Origin of the sequence: Promicromonospora alba (assembly GCF_042654905.1) — a bacterium.
Lineage (GTDB): Bacteria > Actinomycetota > Actinomycetes > Actinomycetales > Cellulomonadaceae > Promicromonospora > Promicromonospora alba.
In genome coordinates this window covers 1-18,865 of record NZ_JBHSFI010000010.1, presented here as the reverse complement: position 1 = coordinate 18,865, position 18,865 = coordinate 1, and the positions used below count along the sequence as shown (strand labels likewise).

11 protein-coding genes are annotated in these 18,865 nt (G+C 70.7%); 9 read left to right on the top strand and 2 right to left on the bottom strand.

Going from position 1 to position 18,865, the window contains the following annotated elements; translation table 11 throughout:
• Positions 1-37: 37 nt before the first annotated feature.
• On the bottom strand, positions 38-1,159 hold the full coding sequence (locus ACFO6V_RS26985; RefSeq protein ID WP_377141948.1) for an ROK family transcriptional regulator: 1,122 nt from the start codon (positions 1,157-1,159) through the stop codon (positions 38-40).
• Between the two features lie 207 nt (positions 1,160-1,366).
• Between ACFO6V_RS26985 and ACFO6V_RS26980 the strand changes: the two genes are divergently transcribed.
• The 9 genes from ACFO6V_RS26980 (at position 1,367) to ACFO6V_RS26940 (ending at position 17,560) form a co-directional block, all read left to right on the top strand.
• Entirely contained in the window at positions 1,367-2,839 is a 1,473-nt protein-coding gene (locus ACFO6V_RS26980; RefSeq protein ID WP_377142339.1) for a sugar ABC transporter ATP-binding protein, read from the top strand.
• A gap of 17 nt (positions 2,840-2,856) precedes the next feature.
• Complete coding sequence (locus tag ACFO6V_RS26975) at positions 2,857-3,816, top strand: ABC transporter permease (protein WP_377142337.1); 960 nt, start codon at positions 2,857-2,859, stop codon at positions 3,814-3,816.
• An 86-nt stretch (positions 3,817-3,902) separates the two neighbouring features.
• A complete protein-coding gene (locus ACFO6V_RS26970; protein ID WP_377141945.1) occupies positions 3,903-4,958 on the top strand; it encodes a substrate-binding domain-containing protein in 1,056 nt (351 codons plus the stop codon).
• Positions 4,959-5,032: 74 nt separating this feature from the next.
• Complete coding sequence (locus tag ACFO6V_RS26965; RefSeq protein WP_377141942.1) at positions 5,033-6,211, top strand: Gfo/Idh/MocA family protein; 1,179 nt, start codon at positions 5,033-5,035, stop codon at positions 6,209-6,211.
• Between the two features lie 233 nt (positions 6,212-6,444).
• Complete coding sequence (locus ACFO6V_RS26960; RefSeq protein ID WP_377141939.1) at positions 6,445-11,964, top strand: ThuA domain-containing protein; 5,520 nt, start codon at positions 6,445-6,447, stop codon at positions 11,962-11,964.
• A gap of 110 nt (positions 11,965-12,074) precedes the next feature.
• The gene (locus ACFO6V_RS26955; protein WP_377141938.1) at positions 12,075-12,659 is read left to right on the top strand and encodes a hypothetical protein; all 585 of its coding nucleotides are present in this window, start codon (positions 12,075-12,077) and stop codon (positions 12,657-12,659) included.
• Positions 12,660-12,718: 59 nt separating this feature from the next.
• Positions 12,719-13,720 (top strand): sugar phosphate isomerase/epimerase family protein, encoded by a 1,002-nt coding sequence (locus ACFO6V_RS26950; protein ID WP_357511133.1) that lies wholly within the window; start codon positions 12,719-12,721, stop codon positions 13,718-13,720.
• 169 nt (positions 13,721-13,889) lie between these two features.
• On the top strand, positions 13,890-16,547 hold the full coding sequence (locus ACFO6V_RS26945) for a PQQ-dependent sugar dehydrogenase (RefSeq protein ID WP_377141935.1): 2,658 nt from the start codon (positions 13,890-13,892) through the stop codon (positions 16,545-16,547).
• Complete coding sequence (locus ACFO6V_RS26940) at positions 16,547-17,560, top strand: sugar phosphate isomerase/epimerase family protein (protein ID WP_377141932.1); 1,014 nt, start codon at positions 16,547-16,549, stop codon at positions 17,558-17,560. The genes ACFO6V_RS26945 and ACFO6V_RS26940 overlap by 1 nt, the downstream gene beginning before the upstream one ends.
• A 101-nt stretch (positions 17,561-17,661) precedes the next feature.
• Here the strand turns inward: ACFO6V_RS26940 and ACFO6V_RS26935 are convergent, their stop codons facing one another.
• A complete protein-coding gene (locus tag ACFO6V_RS26935; RefSeq protein ID WP_377141929.1) occupies positions 17,662-18,291 on the bottom strand; it encodes a GNAT family N-acetyltransferase in 630 nt (209 codons plus the stop codon).
• Positions 18,292-18,865 lie beyond the last annotated feature (574 nt).

Below are 18,865 nucleotides of genomic sequence, written 5' to 3'. Positions count from 1 at the left end.
CCCGGACAGGCGCTCTACTTCGCGGAGCTGTCTGGTCCTAGGCGACCAGGCGGTCCACCGCTTCCGAGGAGAGCGCCTGGTCCACCGCCATGGCGCTCGCGCCCAGGACGCCGGCCTGCGGCCCGGTCCGAGCGGTGACGATGCGCAGGTGCTGCGTCGCCAGGGGCAGGGACCGCTGGTAGACGACCTCGCGGATACCGGCCACTATGTGCTCGCCGGCGTCGGCCAGGATGCCGCCGATGACGATCATCGACGGGTTGAGCAGGCTGACGCTCGTGGCGAGCACGGCGCCGATGTCGCGTCCGGCCTGGCGCACGGCCTGGCTCGCGGCGACGTCGCCGGCCCGCACCATGGCGACGACGTCGGCGGGTGTCGTCGCACCCTCCAGTGCGTTCGCGACGGCGAGCCCGCTCGCGATCGCCTCGAGGCAGCCGATGTTGCCGCAGCGGCAGACGACGTCGGTCACGCCCGGCACCGCGACGTGCCCGATGTCGCCGGCCGAACCCTGGGCGCCGCGCCTCAGGGCGCCGTCGGCGATGATGCCCGCGCCGATACCCGTGGCGACCTTCACGAAGAGGAGGTCCGCGACGTCGGGCCAGGCGGCGCGATGCTCGCCGAGCGCCATGATGTTGACGTCGTTGTCCACGAGCACCGGCGCGTGGAACCGCGCGCCGAGGATGCCGGGGACGTCGGCGTTGTCCCAGCCGGGCATGATCGGCGGGTTGTTCGGCTTGCCGGTGGCGTGCTCGACAGGCCCGGGCAGGCCGACGCCGACCCCGGCGAGCTCGCTGGGGGAGCGGCCGGCCTCGTGCAGCAGCTCGGCGCCCGTCCGCGCGACCTGGTCGAGCACCAGCTCGGGACCGTCGGTGATCAGCAGGGGCAGGTCGCGGTGCGCGAGCACCGTGGAGGCGAGGTCCGTCACGGCGAGCCGCGCGTGCGTCGCGCCGAGGTCCACCCCGAGCACTACCCGGGCGGACGGCGCGAACGCGAAGGTCGCCGGCGGGCGGCCACCGGTAGAGGACGCCTCACCCGCGGGTGCGATGAGCCCCGCCGTCATGAGCAGGTCGATGCGTGCCGCGACTGTCGAACGGGCCTGGCCCGTCACCGCCGCAAGATCGGCTCGCGTGCGCGGCCGCCCGTCGCGCAAGAGCTGGAACATGTCCCCCGCTCCAGAGACCTTGGGCGCCTGCTGAATCACTTCCCGTGCCACTTCCACCATGCCTCTAGTCAATCATGGCGGGCGAAGTCACGACTTTTGCTTGACGGTCGGCAAAAGTCCCTCTACGTTCGATACATGGTCGACGTGGACCCCCAGCGGGCAGAGCAACGGGAAGAGCAGCCCCTCCCTTTGCTGCGTATGCGTGGCATCGTGAAGCAATTTCCCGGCGCGCGGGCGCTCGACGGCGTGGACCTCGAGGTCCGCCCCGGCGAGGTGCACTGCCTGCTGGGTCAGAACGGGGCTGGCAAGTCCACCCTGATCAAGGTCCTGGCCGGGGCGCACCAGCCCACCGAGGGCGAGATCCTGCTCGACGAGGAACCGGTGACGATCTCGGATCCCGTCGCGGCGCTCAACCTCGGCATCGCGACCATCTACCAGGAGCTGGACGTCGTCGACGGGCTCACCGTCGCCGAGAACATCTACCTCGGGCACGAGCTCGCGCGGGGCGGCGTCACCCGACGCTCCGACGCGGCCCGGAACACCCGGGAGATCCTGAAGCGGCTCGGTCACCCCGAGATCTCGCCGCACCGCGAGGTGGGCAGCCTGCCCGCGGCGGGCAAGCAGATCGTCTCGCTGGCCCGGGCGCTGTCCCGGGACGCGCGCGTGGTGATCATGGACGAGCCGTCCGCCGTGCTGGACTCCGAGGAGGTCGAGAACCTCCACCGCATCGTGCGTGAGCTCACCGCCGACGGCGTCGCCGTCGTCTACATCTCGCACCGGCTGGAGGAGATCCGTCAGCTCGGCGACCGGATCACCGTGATCAAGGACGGCCGGACCGTGGCGACGAGCCTGCTGGTCGCGGACACCCCGACGGACGAGCTGATCCGTCTCATGACGGGCCGCTCGGTCGAGTACGCGTTTCCCGAGCGCCCCGGTGTCCCGGAGGACGCCGCGCCCGTGCTGGAGGTCGAGGGCCTCGGACTGGGCGACGTCTTCAAGGACGTCTCGCTCACGGTCCGGGCCGGCGAGATCGTCGGGCTGGCGGGCCTGGTGGGCTCGGGCCGCTCGGAGATCCTGGAGACCGTCTACGGGGCCCGGCGCTCGACGTCGGGCACCGTTCGCCTGGGTGGCAAGCGCCTGGGGTCCGGGGTGCACGCGGCGGTCGCCGCGGGGATCGGGCTGTGCCCCGAGGAGCGCAAGAGCCAGGGCCTGCTCCTGGACGAGCCCGTGTACCGGAACATCACGCTGTCCACCTTCGCGCGCTTCGCGCGTGGAGGACTCCTCGACGAGGGGGCCGAGCGCGCCGCGGCGCGTGAGCAGATCGCGGCCCTCGACCTGCGGCCCGCCTCCGCGGACCGCGACGCCCGCACCCTGTCCGGCGGCAACCAGCAGAAGGCGCTGCTGGCGCGCTGGCTGGTGCACGGCTGCCGTGTCCTGCTGCTCGACGAGCCCACTCGCGGCGTCGACGTCGGGGCGCGCGCCGAGATCTACACGTTGATCCGCCGCCTGGCCGACGACGGCGCCGCCGTGGTCGTCGTCTCCAGCGAGATCCCCGAGGTGCTCGGCCTCGCGGACCGCGTACTGGTCATCTCCGACGGCAGGACGGTCCATGAGGGCCCGGCCGAAGACATCGACGAGCACGCCGTGCTCGACCTGGTCATGGAAGGAAGTGCCGCGTGAGCGGACGATCGGCCCTCATGGGCCCAGCCCTGCGGATGGGTGGCCTCGTGGCCGCCCTCATCCTGCTCGTCGTCGTCGGCGTGGTGACCGGTGGCGAGCGGTTCGTGAGCTTCGGCAACGTCACGACGATCCTGAGCCTCGCGGCGGTGACCGGCGTGGTGAGCATCGGCATGACGTTCGTCATCACGTCCGGTGGCATCGACCTGTCGGTCGGCGCGGTGCTCGCCCTGGCCTCGGTCTGGGCCTCGACCCTGTCCACGCAGTACATGGCACAGGACTACGGCTGGTGGGTCATCGTGCTGACCGCGCTGGCCGTCGGGCTCGTGGCGGGCCTCATCAACGGCGTGATCATCGCGTACGGCAAGGTGCCGGCGTTCATGGCCACCCTCGCGATGCTGGCCGCCGCTCGCGGCCTCGCCGAGCTCATCGCCGGACGGCGTACGCAGATCCTCGACGACCTGGAGCCGTTCTTCGACGTGTTCCAGGCCCGGCCGCTGGGTGTGCCCGTGATCGTGTGGATCTTCGTGGTGGTCGCGGCCGCCGGCTGGTTCCTGCTGAACCGCACGACGTTCGGGCGGCGCACCGTCGCCATCGGCGGCAATCCCGAGGCCTCCCGCCTGGCGGGCATCAAGATCAAGCGGCACACCCTGTACCTGTACGGGCTCTCCGGCCTGACGGCGGGCATCGGCGCCGTGATCCTGCTGGCCAGGACCACCTCCGGCTCCTCGACGCACGGGACGCTCCTCGAGCTGGACACCATCGCGGCGGTCGTCGTGGGCGGCACCCTGCTCGCCGGCGGGCGCGGCACCATCACCGGCACGGTGCTGGGCGTCCTGATCTTCTCGACGCTCACCAACGTGTTCGTCATCAACAACCTCGACAGCTCGGTCCAGGCGATCGCCAAGGGCGCGATCATCGTGGGCGCCGTGCTGCTGCAGCAGTGGTTCGCCTCGCGTGAGAAGGCGACGAGCACGTGAGCCCGGCGCCATCCGACGGCGCGCCCTTACCAGCATTCGTCCCAGTCAACCCAGACAAGCTCCAGCCCAGATCAAGGGAGATCACCATGACCTCGTCCACAGCAGTACGCACGCGCAGGGTTTCCGGCGCCTTCATCGCAGCGGCCTGTGCCGCGCTCGTCGTCAGCGGCTGCGTCAGCAACGAGCCGCGTGACGAGGAGACGGGCGCTGCCGGCCCCGTCACGACCACCGAGAACGACGCGCCGGGCGACGAGGTCGTCATCGGCTTCTCCGCCCCGGCCGCCGACCACGGCTGGATGGGTGCCATCACCTCGGCGGCCCAGGCCGAGGCCGAGAAGTACGAGGACGTGGAGCTGCGCGTCGCCGAGGGCACCAACGACGTGAACGTGCAGATCAGCCAGATCGAGGGCTTCATCAACGACGGCGTCGACGCCATCGTGCTCCTGCCCTTCGACGGGGCCGCACTCACCGACGTGGCGCTCGACGCCATGGAGGCAGGCATCCCCGTCATCAACGTGGACCGCGAGTTCAGCAGCCCGTTCGCCGCGCGCACCACCGTGCTGGGCGACAACTACGGCATGGGCGTGAGCGCCGGCACCTACATCTGCGAGCAGCTGGGCGACAACCCGGACGCCGTGGTCGCCGAGATCGCGGGCATCGACGCCCTGCCGCTGACGACGGACCGGAGCAACGGCTTCAAGGACGCGCTCGAGGACTGCGGTCTCGACGTCGACGCCCGCGTCGCCGCCGACTTCACGGTCGAGGGCGGCGAGGAGGCCACCGCCAACCTGCTGTCCGCCGAGCCCGAGATCGACGCCATCTGGAACCACGACGACGACCAGGGTGTCGGCGTCATGGCGGCCATCGACAACGCCGGCCGTGACGAGTTCTTCCTGGTGGGCGGCGCAGGGTCGCGCAACATGATGGAAGAGATCCAGTCCGGCGACAGCGTCGTCCAGGCCACGGTCATCTACCCGTCCACCCAGGCTGCCGACGGCGTCAAGCTCGCCCGCCTGATCGCGCAGAACAAGACGGTGGGCGACCTCGCGTCGATCGGCGTGCCGCGCACGGTCCAGCTCTTCGCGCCCGTCGTCACGGCGGACAACGTCGAGGAGTACCTGCCCATCGGCTTCGACTCCTGACGCGGTGACGTATCGGGACGACGCCGCCGGGGCATGCGACACGGCAGTGAGACGACAGTGGGGGGAGGCGCGGTATGAGCACCGTTGAGAACGAGCTCGGGGTCGGCATGGTCGGCTACGCGTTCATGGGGGCGGCACACTCGCAGGCCTGGCGCACGGCGCCGCGGTTCTTCGACCTGGCCCTGGCACCGCGCATGCGCGCGGTGGCGGGGCGGGACGAGGCCGCGGTCCGTGCGGCGGCCGGCAAGCTGGGCTGGGACGAGGCGGTCGTCGGATGGCGCGAGCTGCTGAAGCGGGACGACATCGGTCTGATCGACGTCTGCACGCCAGGTGACACGCACGCCGAGATCGCGGTGGCGGCGCTGGAGGCGGGCAAGCACGTCCTGTGCGAGAAGCCGCTGGCCAACAGCGTGGCCGAGGCGGAGACGATGGTCGCGGCGGCCGAGGCCGCCGCGGAGCGTGGCGTGCACGCGATGGTGGGCTTCACCTACCGCCGCGTACCCGCCATCGCACTGGCCAGGCAGCTGGTCGAGCAGGGGCGGATCGGTCAGGTGCGGCACGTGCGCGCGCAGTACCTGCAGGACTGGATCGCCGACCCGCAGGCGCCGATGTCGTGGCGGCTCGACAAGCAGAAGGCGGGCTCCGGCGCACTGGGCGACATCGGCGCCCACGTGGTGGACCTCGCGCAGTACGTCACGGGCGAGCTGCTCACAGGGGTGAGCGGCCTGCTCGAGACGTTCGTGCACGAGCGTCCGGAGGCAGCGGCGTCGGGGAGCCTGTCGGGCGTGGCGGACACGAGCCGCATGGGCAAGGTCACGGTGGACGACGCCGCGATCTTCCTCGGGCGGATGTCCGGCGGCGGGCTGGCGACCTTCGAGGCGACCAGGTTCGCCTGGGGCCGCAAGAACGCGATCCGGCTGGAGATCAACGGCTCGAAGGGTTCGCTCGCGTTCGACTTCGAGGACATGAACCTCCTGCACTTCTTCGACGCGGCCGACGACGCGGCGACCGCCGGCTTCCGCCGGATCGTCGTCACGGAGCCGGAGCACCCGTACGGCGGCGCGTGGTGGCCGCCGGGGCACGGGCTCGGTTACGAGCACGCGTTCACGCACCAGGTGGTCGACCTCGTCGGCGACCTGGCGGCGGGACGGCAGCCAACGCCGTCGTTCCGCGACGGCCTGGTGGTCCAGCGGGTGCTGGACGCCGTCGAGCGCAGCGCGGACGGCGGCGGGGGATGGGTGTCGCTGGTCTGAGCTCCCGGCCCGGGGTGGTGCACCGCACCGCCCCGGGCCGGCGCCCGCACCACAGCAGCAGCAACGCAGCAGTACCGCAGTAGCACGACAGCAGTACCGCACTAGCACTTGCACCGCACCGTCTGACCCGACTCGATGAGGAGCTCCAGGTGAGAAACGTGCAACGAACCCGCCGCGTTCTGCGGTCGGTGGTCGTGGCAGCAGCCACGACCGCTCTTGCTGTTCCATTGGCAGTGACGGCCACCGCACAGCCGGCGCCGGCGCAGCCCGCGCAGGCCCAGCTTGCCGCAGCGCCCGGCGAGGCCGCGGCCGAGCCCTTCGACGCCCTCGTCTTCTCCAAGACGGCGGGCTTCCGGCACGGGTCGATCCCCGCCGGTATCGAGGCGATCACGCAGCTCGGCGCGGCCAACGACTTCACCGTCACCGCTACCGAGGACGGAGGCGTCTTCACCGACGAGGGCCTCGCCGACTACGAGGTGGTCGTCTTCCTCTCGACGACGGGTGACGTGCTCAGCGACGAGCAGCAGGCCGCGTTCGAGCGATACATCCAGGGTGGTGGCGGCTACGCGGGTATCCACGCGGCGTCCGACACCGAGTACGCGTGGCCCTGGTACGGCGAGCTGGTGGGTGCCTACTTCAACTCCCACCCGCAGAACCAGGACGCCACGATCAAGGTCGAGGACCAGGACCACGCCTCGACGGCGCACCTGCCGGACCGCTGGGACCGCCACGACGAGTGGTACAACTTCCGCACGAACCCGCGCGACGAGGTGCACGTCCTGGCCTCCCTCGACGAGTCCAGCTACTCCGCCGGTACGGGCGCGATGGGGGCGGAGCACCCGATCGCCTGGTGCCAGGAGTACGACGGGGGCCGGTCCTGGTACACCGGCGGCGGCCACACCGACGCCTCGTACACCGAGCCGGAGTTCGTCGAGCACCTGCTGGGCGGTCTGCAGACCGCGGCAGGCGTCGTCGGCTCGGACTGCGCCGCGACCCAGAGCGACAGCTACGAGATGGTGCCGCTCGACGAGGACACCGCGAACCCGATGATGCTGGACGTCGCCCCCGACGGCACCGTCTTCTACGTCGAGCGCGACGGCCGCGTCCAGACGATCGACCCGGAGTCGAACACCACGAGCACCGCGGTGACGCTGGAGGTCACCCAGTCCAACGAGGACGGGCTGACGGGCATCGTGCTCGACCCGGACTTCGCGACCAACAGCTGGGTGTACCTGTTCTGGTCCCCGCAGGACGTGGGCGACGACGGCCCGCACAACCGGGTCTCGCGCTTCGAGTACGACGCGGGCGCCGGCACGATCGACCCGGCCACCGAGGAGACCGTGCTGATCATCCCGACGCAGCGCCAGACGTGCTGCCACGCGGGCGGTGACATGGTCTTCGATCCTGACGGCAACCTCTACGTGGCCACCGGCGACAACACGAACCCGTTCGACTCCCAGGGCTACGCGCCGCTGGACGAGCGGGCCGGGCGGGCGAACTACGACTCGCAGCGCACGTCGGCCAACAGCAACGACCTGCGCGGCAAGGTGCTGCGGATCACGCCGCAGGACGACGGCTCGTACACGATCCCCGAGGGGAACATGTTCGCGCCGGGTACGGCGGACACCCTCCCCGAGATCTATGCGATGGGCTTCCGCAACCCGTTCCGGATCGGCGTCGACCCCGCGAACGGGAACGTGCTCGTGGCCGACTACGGCCCGGACGCCGGAGCGGCCAGCGCGACGCGCGGGCCTGCCGGCACTGTCGAGTGGAACGTCGTGAGCGAGCCCGGGTTCTACGGCTGGCCGTACTGCACGGGGGCGAACAACGCGTACCGCGACTACGACTTCGCCACGGGACAGTCCGGGGCGGCGTTCGACTGCGCCGGCGGTCCGGTGAACGACTCGCCGAACAACACCGGCATCACGCAGCTGCCCGCCGCCGTCGAGGCGGAGGTCTGGTACGGGTACGGCACCAACCCGCTGTTCCCCGAGATCGGCGGCGGTGGCGCCCCGATGGGCGGCCCGGTCTACTCCTACGACCCCGAGCTGGAGTCCGACGTCAAGTGGCCGGCCTACTGGGACGGCAAGGCGCTGTTCGGGGAGTGGAACCAGGGGCGGATGTACTCGTTCCAGCTCGCCGGCGAGCAGCGCGACGACCTCGTGGACATCAACCGGGTGCTGCCGCAGATCTTCGACCCGGAGGCCGGGTTCGACCGGCCGATGGACTTCGACTTCGGGCCCGACGGCGCGCTGTACGTCGTCGACTGGGGCTCCGGCTTCGGCGGCAACAACGACAGCTCGGGCGTGTACAAGGTCAACTACGTCGAGGGCGACCCGGCACCCATCGCCCGGGCGTCCGCCGACGTCACCGACGGCCTGGCGCCGCTGACCGTGGAGTTCTCCTCGGAGGGCACCCGCCATCCAGCCGGGGAACCGCTCACGCTGCAGTGGACCTTCGGCGACGGCTCGGCGCCGAGCACCGAGGCGAACCCGACCCACACGTACACCGAGAACGGCCGCTACACGGCCCAGCTCGTCGCCACCGACGCGGACGGACTGACCGGCGTGGCGAACGTGACGATCGTCGTGGGCAACATCGCCCCCGAGGTGACGATCACGTTCCCGGACGACGGAGGCTTCTTCGAGTGGGGCGACCAGGTGCGCTACGAGGTCGCGATCGACGATCCCGACGGCGAGGTGAACTGCGACAACGTCACGCTGTTCACCCGGCTCGGGCACGCGGGGCACTCCCACCCGTTCGGTGAGCTGACCGGCTGCTCGGGCGTCTTCGACACCGCCCGCGACGAGGGCCACGGCATCGACGCGAACATCTTCTGGGTGATCGAGGCGTTCTACACCGACGACGGCGGCGCAGCGGGCCAACCTCTGACCAGGAACGACCTGCAGGTGCTGCAGCCCAAGCTGCTCCAGTCGGAGTTCTTCACCGGCACGGGCCGCGCCGAGGGCATCGGTGACGGCACCGGCGACCCGGGCGTCCAGATCGAGCAGACGGGCGACACCGCCGGTGGCGGCCAGAACATCGGGTTCATCGAGCCCGGCGACTACTGGGCCCACGAGCCGCTGAGCCTGGACGGTGTCGACGCGATCTCGCTGCGCGCCGCCTCGGGTGCCGGTGGAGGGGAGGTCTCGGTGCGCTGGGACGCCCCGGACGGTCCCGAGATCGGCCGGATCACGGTGCCGAGCACCAGTGGCTGGCAGCAGTACGTCGACGTCGGCACCGAGCTGACCAACGTGCCGTCCGGCTCGGGTTCGCTGCACTTCGTCCTGCTCTCCGGCGGGATCAACGTCAACTGGATGGAGATCGACGGCCGTGGGGTCGCCGACAACGAACGGCCGGAGGTCGAGCTGACGGTTGACCCGGTGGCGGGCGACGCCCCGCTGACCGTGACCGCCAGCGCAGAGGCCACCGACCCCGACGGGACGGGCGACCTGACCTATGCCTGGGACGCCGGGCTCGGTGACGGGTTCGTCGACGGCACGTCGGCCTTCGAGCACACCTACGACGAGCCGGGTAGCTACCGGCTCCAGGTGCGCGTCACCGACGAGCGCGGCGCGTACGCCGTCGAGTACGTCATGGTCGAGGTCACCGGGATCGTCCCGGAGCCGGAGCTGTGCCTGTCGGGCCGGTCGGACGACTTCCTCGGTGAGGAGCTCGACCCGGACCGCTGGACCGTGCTCGAACGCAACCAGGACCTCCGGGTCGCCGACGGTCTCCTCACGATCCCGGCGACCGCCACGGACTTCTACGGGACGAACAACACGGCGGTGCCGAACGTCGTCCTGCAGGACCTGCCGGACGGTCCGTTCACCGCGACGGCCAAGGTCACCATCCCGGCGCACGCCCAGTACCAGCAGGCCGGTCTGGTGATCTACGGCGACGCGGACAACTACGCGAAGATGGTGCTCCAGGGTCGTTCGGCACCCGCCGACCCGGCCACGCGCATCTTCCAGTACATCCGCGAGGAGGCCGGCGCGCCGAACGAGGTCGCGGACTCCAACACCGCGGCTCTCGGGGCGGCGTACCCGGACACCGTCTACGTACGCCTGGCCAGCAGCGACGGCGAGGACCTGACGGCGTCGTACTCGGCGGACGGCGTGGAGTTCACGGCCATGCCGCAGACCAAGGCGCTCGCCGGTATCGAGGACCCGCAGATCGGGCTGTTCGCGCTCGCGGGTACCGGTTCGGCCGCGGGCGTCGTGGACGCTCAGTTCGACTGGTTCCACATCACCCCGGACGACACGGCCGCGGCCCCCGGGCTCGCGGACGAGTTCGACGGGGACGGCCTCGACGCCTGCCGCTGGGACGTCGTGCGCGAGGACCCGACGGGCTACCGGGTGACCGGTGGCGCGCTGGAGATCGACACGACGGCGACGGACATCTACACCGGCAACAACACCGACACGCCGAACATCGTCGTGCAGGACCTGCCGGACGACGACTGGACCGTCGAGACCCTGGTGGACGGGTCGGCCTTCGACCAGCAGTACCAGCAGGGCGGTCTGATCGTGTACGGGGACGACGACAACTACGTCAAGCTCGACCTCGTGACCGACAACGCTCCGGGCAGCGCCGTCACACAGCGCATCGAGCTGCGTAGCGAGGTCGACGCAGTGATACAGGACCCGCAGCCGGGCGCGAACAACCTGACGTCCCGCGTGTGGCACCTGCGGCTGTCGAAGGCCGGGTCCACCTTCACCGGTGAGTACAGCGCGGACGGCGAGGAATGGACCGCCCTCGCCGAGCCGGTGACGCACGAGGGACTGCAGGACGCTCGGGTGGGTCTGTTCGCACTCGGTGGCCCTCAGCAGTCGGTCGCCACGGCGTCGTTCGACTACTTCCGGGTGGCCGGCGCGGCCGAGCCGCTCGAGGTGACCGGCACGCTGTCGCCGGCTGAGCCGGACGGCCCGGACGGGCAGTGGCTCGGGCCGGTGACGGTCACGGTGGAGACCACCGGCGGCCCGGAGGGCGCCACGGTGTACCGGGAGGTCAACGTCGACGGCGACGGCTGGACCGAGTACACCGCGCCGGTGGAGATCTCGACGTTCGGCGCCCACACCGTCCAGGTGCGGGCCTCGGCGGACGGCGAGACGGTGGTCGGCGAGACCGTCGAGTTCACCATCTTCGAACCGCAGCTCACCGAGGCGACGCCGGCGGTCGACGTCGTGCAGCCGACCTGCCACTACAACCAGTCGGGTGCCGAGGTCGTCACCGGCGGTGCGCTGGTCACCGCCGAGGTGGAGGGCGTGCGGTCCTACGTCGTGCGGGAGTGGGTGGACGGCGCCGCGGGTGACGTCGTCGACGACCTGGACGACGTGGCTCCCGGGAGGTACCGGATCGTGGCCCGGCCGGCCGAGGGGTACGTCCTCCTCGGCGAGGACGGCTGGCGGGTCCGGGACAACGGGAACGCCATCCTGTTCGTGACGCTCGAGCAGCCGGAGTGCCCCGACCCGAACACGCCCGACGTCGTGGTGACGGCGGCGACGTGCGACGACGGCGGCTCGATCGTTCCGGTCGTCCTGCCCGGGGTGCGCAGCTACGTCGTGCACAACTGGGTCGACGGCGAGGCGGACGGCAAGCCGCGCAACCTGCGCGACCTCGCCGCGGGTGACTACCGGGTGATCGCCACGCCGGCCAAGGGCGCCGAGCTCACGGCCGCCGGGGACTGGGTGCTCAGCCCGTCCGGCAAGGCGTACGTCATCGTGACCGTCGAGGAGGGGTGCGACAGCTGAGAGACCTGGGGCGTGCGCCGGACGCCGGTGCACGCCCCGTCGCACCACGGCCCGCGGTCAGCGGCACAGCCGCTGACCGCCGGGCCCCCGCGAATCGGAGAGGAACGAACATGAGACGGTTCACCCGCCTCGGCGCGGTGCTCCTGCTGGCGCTGGGGCTCGCTGTGCCCGCCGCCATGGCTCCGGCCGCCGCGCACGGCGGCAAGATCGACATCGAGCTCGGCACGGACGGCGCCGGCGGCGTCTCGGCGGCGTTGGCGTGGGCGGGCGACGGGCACCCGGTCGAGGAGTCGGCAGTCGTCGTCGTGCGGGCGGTGTCCGACGACGGCGAGAAGGTCGGCCCCGTCACGCTCGTCTCCGCGTCCGAGGGGGTGGGCTGGTACCGCTCCGAGCCCGAGCTGCTCGGCGAGGGGCACTGGACGGTGACAGCGCAGGTGAAGGAGCCGAAGAAGGCAGAGGTCGAGGTGGAGGTCGACGTCGTAGCCCCGGCGGCCCCACCGTCCGAGTCCGCAGCGCCCGAGTCCGGCGGTTCGGAAGCCGCAGGGATCAACCCTGAGGCGGACGCGGCCGGCGCGTCTGCGGGCGACGGGTCGCGGTCGTCCGGCGGTCTGCCGCCATGGACCGGTTGGGCGCTGGGGGCGCTCGCGGTCGCGGGAGCAGCGACCGTCGTCGTCCTGCGCAGGCGGGCGACCTGACCGAAGACCGATGGGTACGACCGGCGACGCCGGACCGTCACGCACAGGAGGAAAGAAAAATGGCACGACCGATCACCCTGTTCACCGGCCAGTGGGCCGACCTGCCGCTCGAGGAGGTCGCGAGCCTCGCCTCGAAGTGGGGCTACGAGGGCCTCGAGCTGGCCTGCTGGGGCGACCACCTCGACCCCTGGCGCTGGGACGACGACGAGTACGTCGCCGGGCGCCTGGAGCTGCTGGAGCGGCACGGCCTGAAGGTATGGGCGATCTCGAACCACCTCAAGGGCCAGGCCGTCTGCGACGACCCCATCGATCAGCGGCACCGCGACATCGTCTCCGACCGGGTGTGGGGCGACGGTGATCCCGAGGGCGTGCGGCAGCGTGCCGCCGAGGAGATGAAGAACACCGCGCGGCTGGCGGCCAAGCTCGGGGTGAAGACCGTCGTCGGGTTCACGGGCTCCGCCATCTGGAAGTACGTGGCGATGTTCCCGCCCGTCTCCGACGCCACGATCGAGGCCGGCTACCAGGACTTCGCCGACCGCTGGAACCCGATCCTCGACGTGTTCGACGAGGTAGGCGTGAAGTTCGCGCACGAGGTGCACCCCAGCGAGATCGCCTACGACTACTGGACCACCGTGCGGACCCTCGAGGCGATAGGCCACCGCGAGGCGTTCGGCCTGAACTGGGACCCGAGCCACATGGTGTGGCAGGACCTGGACCCGGTCAGCTTCCTCTGGGACTTCAAGGACCGGATCTACCACGTGGACTGCAAGGACACGAAGAAGCGCATGACGAACGGCCGCAACGGCCGCATGGGCTCGCACCTGCCGTGGGCGGACCCGCGCCGCGGCTGGGACTTCGTGTCGACCGGGCACGGAGACGTCCCGTGGGAGGACGCGTTCCGGATGCTCAACACGATCGGCTACGACGGCCCGATCTCCGTGGAGTGGGAGGACGCCGGGATGGACCGCCTCGTCGGCGCCCCGGAGGCGCTCGAGTTCGTGCGGTCCCACGCGTTCGACGCGCCGGACTCCGCGTTCGACGCGGCCTTCTCCACGCGCTGACACCGACGACGCGCTGAACAGGGAGGTACGACCAGGAACGAACAGGCAGGCCCCGCCACCGCGGTACGACGGCGGAGCCGCGTGAGGACGTGAGGACCGGGCCCCGGACGAATGGGATGCGGACGAGGCCCGGCCGGCGTGACGAACTCGATGAGGAGCTGCATCACGTATGAAGACTATCCAGGCGCGCGCGCGAGCGCGCCAAAAGAAGACGTTCGCGGCGCTCGCCGCCACCGCGCTGGTCGGCACGGCCCTCCTGGCCACACCGGCGTCCGCCCATGAGGGTCACGACGCCGACGCAGCCGCAGCCGCAGCCGCCGACACCGACTGGGGCAACTACGAGAAGATCCTGCTCACCAAGGACGTCGGTGAGCCGATCGACATGGCGGTCCTTCCTGACTCGCGGGTGCTGCACACGGCCCGCAACGGCCAGGTGCGCCTGACGGACCCGGCCACCGGGGTCACCAAGCTGGTCAACACTCTCGACGTGTACGCGAACTCCGAGGACGGACTGCAGGGGATCGCCCTGGCGCCGGACTTCGCGGAGAGCAACGAGGTCTACCTCGTGTACGCGCCGCGGGACGCCGACGGCGACGGCGCGGCGGACACGCCGGCGGGCAACGCGCCCAACACGCTGCCCGCGGGCGAGGACGAGAGCTACTGGGACCAGTGGGTGGGCGTCAACCGCCTGTCGAAGTTCACGTTCACCGGTGACGCGCTGGACCCGGCCTCGGAGCAGCCGATCCTCGACATCGAGGTGCAGCGCGGCCAGTGCTGCCACGTCGGTGCGGACATCGACTTCGACGGCGCGGGCAACCTCTACCTGTCGACGGGCGACAACACCCCGGCCGGCACGCCAGGTGCCAACGGGTACGCCCCGAACAACGACGCCCCGAACATGAACCCGGGCTTCGACGCCCGTCGCGGTGCGGGGAGCACCAACGACCTGCGCGGCAAGATCCTGCGGATCGACGTGAAGGACGAGATCCCGGCCGGCGCCCCGCCGGGGGCAGGCAGCACCTACGACATCCCCGAGGGCAACCTGTTCGCCCCGGGCACCGAGGGCACCCGCCCCGAGATCTTCGTGATGGGTGTGCGTAACCCGTTCCGTATCGAGGTGGACCCGGAGACCAGCTCGCTCACCTGGGCGGACTACGGCCCCGACGCCGGCGCGGCGAACCCCGACCGTGGGCCGATGGGCTACGTGGAGTGGAACGCCGTCGGGCTCGACGACCCGCACAACTCCGGGTGGCCGTACTGCCACGGACCGAACGCGGCCTACAACGAGTGGAACTTCGAGACCGCGACGCCGCGTGAGTTCTTCGACTGTGCTGCACCCGTCAACAACTCCCGCTGGAACACCGGCCTCACCGAGCTGCCGCCGGCCCGGGCCGCGACCCTGTACTACGGCGACCAGCCGGGGCAGCAGCCACGCGACGAGCTCGTGAACTTCGGCTCCGGCACGGGGCAGGGGCCCATGGGCGGCCCGGTCTACCACTACGACGCGGACGAGACCGCGCCGGGCAAGTTCCCTTCAGTGTGGGACGGCAAGGCATTCTTCGGGGAGTTCTCGCAGGACTACCTCGCGGCGTTCAGCGTGGACTGGTCGACGTTCGAGGTCGGCGAGATCGAGGACTTCTTCCCCAACACCGCGCTGGAGGCGGCGGGGATGTTCCGCAACGACAACCCGATCGACCTCGAGTTCGGCGCGGACGGCTCCCTGTACGTGCTGGAGTACGGCGACGGCTTCTTCCGGCAGAACCCCGACTCCGGGCTGTACCGGATCGACTACGCGGAGGGCAACAAGGCGCCCCAGGCGCGGTTCACGGCCACGCCGGCATCGTCGTCGTCCGCGCCCGTCGAGGTCTCGTTCGACGCGTCCGCCTCGACCGACCCCGACGGCGACGCGCTGACGTACGAGTGGGACTTCGACGGTGACGGGACGTTCGACGCCAGCGGCGCCCAGGTCACCCACACCTACACCGAGCTCGACGTGTACACGGCCCGCCTGAGGGTCACCGACGCGCGTGCCAAGTTCTCGCTGACCTCGCGGGAGATCAGCGTCGGTAACCAGGCCCCCGAGGTCACCGTCGAGTTCCCGGCCGACGGCGGGTTCTTCGACTGGGGCGACGCGGTGCCGTTCCAGGTCACCACGCAGGACGCCGAGGACGGCAGCGAGACGGTCTGCAGCCGCGTCGCGTGGTCCTACGGGCTCGGCCACGACGAGCACGCCCACCCCGAGGTCTCGGGCACGGGCTGCACGGGTGTCTTCCCGACCGACCCCAACTCCCCGGAGCACGGCGCCGGCTCGCACCTGTACGGCGCGGTGGTCGTCACCTACACCGACAACGGGGCCAACGGTCTGCCGCCCGCGAAGGGCGAGGCCACGCTGCGGCTGAACCCGAAGCTGCAGGAGGCAGAGCACGCGACGCTCAAGGGCGTCGAGGTGGTCCAGGACGAGGCGGCCTCGGCCGGCGCGTACGTCGACGGCCTGGCAAAGCGTGACTCGGTCGCCCTGGAGCGGGTCAACCTGTCCGGCATCGACAGCGCCGTCGCGAAGATCCGCGGCAAGGGCACGGTCGAGCTGCGCTGGGGCTCGCCCAAGGCGAAGCCGTTCGCCAGCGCCAGGGTCAACGCCCGGACCTGGCAGGACGTCGACCTGCAGTTCCGGGACCGCAGCACCACAGGGACCCTCTACATCACCGCGACCGGCGGCCTCGACGTCGACGCGATCACGATGATCGGTGAGGGCGTCGGCGCGCCCTCGGCGGCCGCACAGAGCTCGACCGGCCCGACCGGGGCCGCTCAGACCGAAGGAGAGCAGTGATGGAATCACGCACTGACGTCAACCGCAGGAACTTCCTGAGGCTCGCCGGCGGCACCGTGGCCGTGGGTGCGGCCACGCTGGCCGGGGCCGGGCTCGCGGGCAGCGCAGCCGCCTCTACCCTCGCGCCCGCGGCGGCGACCGGAGCGGCGACCGCCGGCCGGGGCCGGGTGCTCGTGCCCGCCGGCCACATCGGCATCCAGCTGTACTCGATCAGGGACAAGGTCTCCTCGCTCGGCTTCCGCACCGTGTTCGAGCGGCTCGCCGACATGGGCTACGCCGAGGTCGAGTTCGCCGGGTACACGCAGGGGCAGGTCGGGGCGATCACCCCCGAGGAGATCCGGCAGCTGCTGGACGACAACGGCCTGCGCGCCGTCGGCGCGCACCGCGGCATCGCCGACTTCGCGAACAACATGGAGCGCGAGCTCGACATCGCCGAGATCCTCGGCATGGAGCACGTGGGCACCGCGCAGGCGCCCACGAACAACCGCACGGTCGCGGGCTACCTCGCCGCAGCCGAGCAGTTCAACGGCTTCGGGGCAGCCGCGGCCGCCCGCGGCCTGAAGTTCTACCAGCACAACCACGACGGCGAGTTCAGCTTCGCCACGGACGACCCGTCGGTCCGGCTCTACGACGTCTTCTACGACAACACCGACCCGAGGAAGGTCTTCCTCGAGATGGACGTCTACTGGGCGTTCGTGGGCAAGCACCGCTACCCGGGCTTCGAGCCGGTGGACTACGTCAAGCGCAACCCGCACCGCTACCCGCTCCTGCACCTCAAGGACGGCGACGCGAACCCGGCCAACACCGGGGGCTACGACATCGTGGAGTTCGGCGCCGGCGACCTGCCGTACACCGAGTTCCTGTCGGCGCTCGCGGGCTCCGGCCGCCGCCACGGCATCTGGGAGCAGGACAACGCCGCCACGGTGGCCGCGCCCGGCTTCCCGGTCGACTCGTTCGGCAACGCCGAGCGGTCGTACGTCGAGATCCGGTCCCTGCGCGCCGAGCGCTGCTGATCCGGTAGGGGAGCAAGGGGTGTGGCCGACGCCGGACGGCGTCGGCCACACCCCTTCTTGCTGTCGGACGGCGATGTCGGCGCCGCCGGGCTACCGGTGTTCTAGCGGGCCGTCCGGAGGAGGACCACGTCGTCGTGCTCCAGCCCGCCCACCAGATAGGTGCGCTTGCCGATCACCTCGAAGCCGTGCTTCCGGTAGAAGGCCTGGGCGCGCAGGTTCTGCGCATTCGTGGCCAGCCAGTAGGGCAGGCCGGGGCCGATCTCGTCCGCTGCCTCGGAGGCTGCTCGCATGAGTGCCCCGGAGACGACGCCGCCCTGTACGTCGGGCTGTACGTAGATCTTGGACAGCTCGACGTAGGGAGCCGGCCGTCCGCTCGCTTCCTGAACGGTCGCGGCTTCGGCCGCGCCCTCCGGGGTACCGAGGATGAGGAGTGCGTAGCCGAGCAGGCGCATGCCGTCGTCGTACACGAACAGCGCGTGCCGGTCGCTGGTCGCCCACTCACGGAAGCGCGCGGGCGTCAGCTTCTGCGCGATGTGCGTCGCCATCTCGGAGCGCGAGGCCTCGGGCGGGCAGGCAAGGGGAAAGGTCAGGGCGGCAAGCCACGCGACCTCGGCCGCGTCGTCGGCGGTAGCCCTGCGTACGACGCCGGATGTGGTGGTGCGCCGTACTTCGGCGGACTCGGTGGGCTGCACGGTGGGGGCGGGGGACGCGGCCCCGGGCTCGGATGTCACTGTCCGAACGTAGTACGAGGCGCGTGGCGCCGATCAGGGGGCCCGAACAGGAAAATGCCGGTGCAGGGCAGGACAAAGACAGGTCGGTCCGGCGCCGTGGCGGGGTGCGGGAAGCCGTCCGACGTGTCCCCGGTCACAAGAGCCTCACCAGGGGGTCCCATGACTTGTTCAAAACAGCCCCTGACCTGCGGAAACGCGGTGTGCCGCAGGCCACTCCGAGCGAAGTGGCGTCCACGGGGGATCGTGTGTAATGTTCTCCAGGTCAGCCCGACGGGCAGACGGACACCGGCCGGAAACGGACGGGTGGCCGCGCCAGGGCTGAAACCCACATCGTAGGACCGGGAAGCTTTGTGTTCCCCGGAACAGGATGTGATGCCATATTTGGCAGGCAGATGCAATTCCTTCGTTTCTGAGAAACGGAAGCGGATTTGATCGGCCGAAAGAATGTGGTAAGTTACGGAAGTCAGAAATGATTCGGATGGCGAAGAATTCTCCCGGCTGAGAGGCCAGCGAGGATTTGGAAAAGTCCGAAAGAGCCTGGTAAGTTACAGGCACTGCCCCGGACAGGGAAGCG